Annotated in this window: 2 protein-coding genes; both read left to right on the forward strand. The window is 57.9% G+C overall.

The window, feature by feature from the left end:
• The coding region (locus A3730_RS20380) for a DUF1302 family protein (RefSeq protein ID WP_156501272.1) at positions 1-779 on the forward strand (779 nt) is incomplete at its 5' end.
• 53 nt (positions 780-832) lie between these two features.
• Complete coding sequence (locus A3730_RS20385; RefSeq protein WP_063520650.1) at positions 833-1,453, forward strand: hypothetical protein; 621 nt, start codon at positions 833-835, stop codon at positions 1,451-1,453.
• Positions 1,454-1,848 lie beyond the last annotated feature (395 nt).

Below are 1,848 nucleotides of genomic sequence, written 5' to 3' on the forward strand. Positions count from 1 at the left end.
CCAAGGAAGACAGCCCGCTCCCCCAGGGTATCACCGCGGGCAACGATATCGCCTACTTCTATGAATACCCGGAAGACATTCAGGTATTCGGCCTCACCGCCGACAAGACCTTTGAAGGCGTGGGCAACCTGGCGCTCAACCTGAGCTACCTGCCGGACATGCCGATCCAGATCAATACCCCTGACCTGACCACGGCTCGCGTACTGGAGGCCAACGGCGTTCCCGCTGCGGCAGCTTCCGGGCTCGCGACCATTCCGCAGGGCACCATCGACTACGTCTACAACTCCGGCAGCGAAGTGCACGGCTTTGAGGAGTTTGACATTCAGCGTGCCGAGCTGGCCTTCACCACCATCATCCCCAAGTTGATGGGCGCGCAGAAAACCGTCGTTTCCATGCAGGTGGGCTCGGAATTTATTCCTGATCTACCCAAGCAGGACCAGATGCGCTTCCGTCGCCACACCAACTTTGGTGTCGGCGAACTGGGAGAAGACGGTTATGTCACCGACTTCAGCTGGGGCTATCAGCTGAGCCTGACCTCCACCTACGCCAACGCCATCGGCGCGGTCTCATTGACCCCTGGCCTGACCTTCAATCACGGTGTTGAGGGTTATTCCAGCGATGATGCGATGCAGGAAGATGCCCGTACCGTCGGCGTGAGCCTGGGCATGGCCTACAAGCAACTCAGCGCCAACCTGTCCTACACAACCTACAACGATGAAGAGTACAGCGTGGTCGAAGACCGGGATTACCTGTCCCTGAGCACCACCTACAACTTCTAAACGGATAGTGAAACAGCCGGCCACGGCCGGCTTTTCTCAAGAGGATGGAAACCATGAAAAAACTGCAATTGACCCTGTTGGCCCTGTTCACCGTACTGCTCGCAGCCTGTGCCAGCGGCTATCACGACACCAAAGTCATCAGCGCTGAAACCGGCTCCCAGGCCACACCCAAAGGCCCATACCAATCCCTGGTGGTTGGCGTGCTGGTCGATCATGAACTGCGTGAGCATCTGGAAGATGCCATTGTCGCCAAGTTTGCCGCCATGGGCATAAAAGCCACCGCCGCCTACACCGTTTACGGTGACAAGGGCGTCGAAGGCAAAAGCCTGGACTACCTGGCCAAGCGCATGAAGGACAATGGTTTTGACAGTGCTCTGGCGATCCACCTGGAAGACCTGACCACACAAACCACCGAGGTCAAAGGCGACCCAGGCGTGGCCATTCCAGCCAGTGCCGGCATGACCATGACTCCGCAGGTTTACAGCCCGGACTTCTATGTCAACGAAGACATCTATACCGCTCGCCTGGAGCTGTGGGACGTGGACCAGAAAGCCATTGTCTGGACCGGCAAGACCGTCAGCTTCAACACCGGCGGCTTCAAGGGGCTGGAAAAAGGCGCGGACCACTATGCCAAAACCATTACCGACGCGATCAAGGATTCCAACATTTTCTGATTCTGTTTTCTCCGTCTTGTCTTAAATGTGGATTGTCTCCACCTTCCTCGCCCACTTCGGTGGGCGTTTTTTTTGCCGCTCTGCGGCTGCAGCACGCTTCACGCTGCATGCACCAGGCTAAATACCGGATCGTCCTGCTGCGTGTGCTTGCGGCGGCCCCGAAAGCGCTACCCGCATCCAGAAATAGCCACCGGCTATCGTGCGGCGTGGTTCCAGCCTCTTGCACCCTTCCCGCGCTGCCGCTACTCTTTGACCTGCAATGAAGCGAATTCAAGAGGCATGACCATGCACGCAGCACAGCTCAACACACGCACCCTGACTGGCCCAGTGGCCGGTATGGCGGTGTCTGCTGCGTCTTATTACGGGTATTGGTTTAGCCGCTCGCGCGCCTGACC

This window comes from Alcanivorax sp. HI0044 (genome assembly GCF_001634945.1).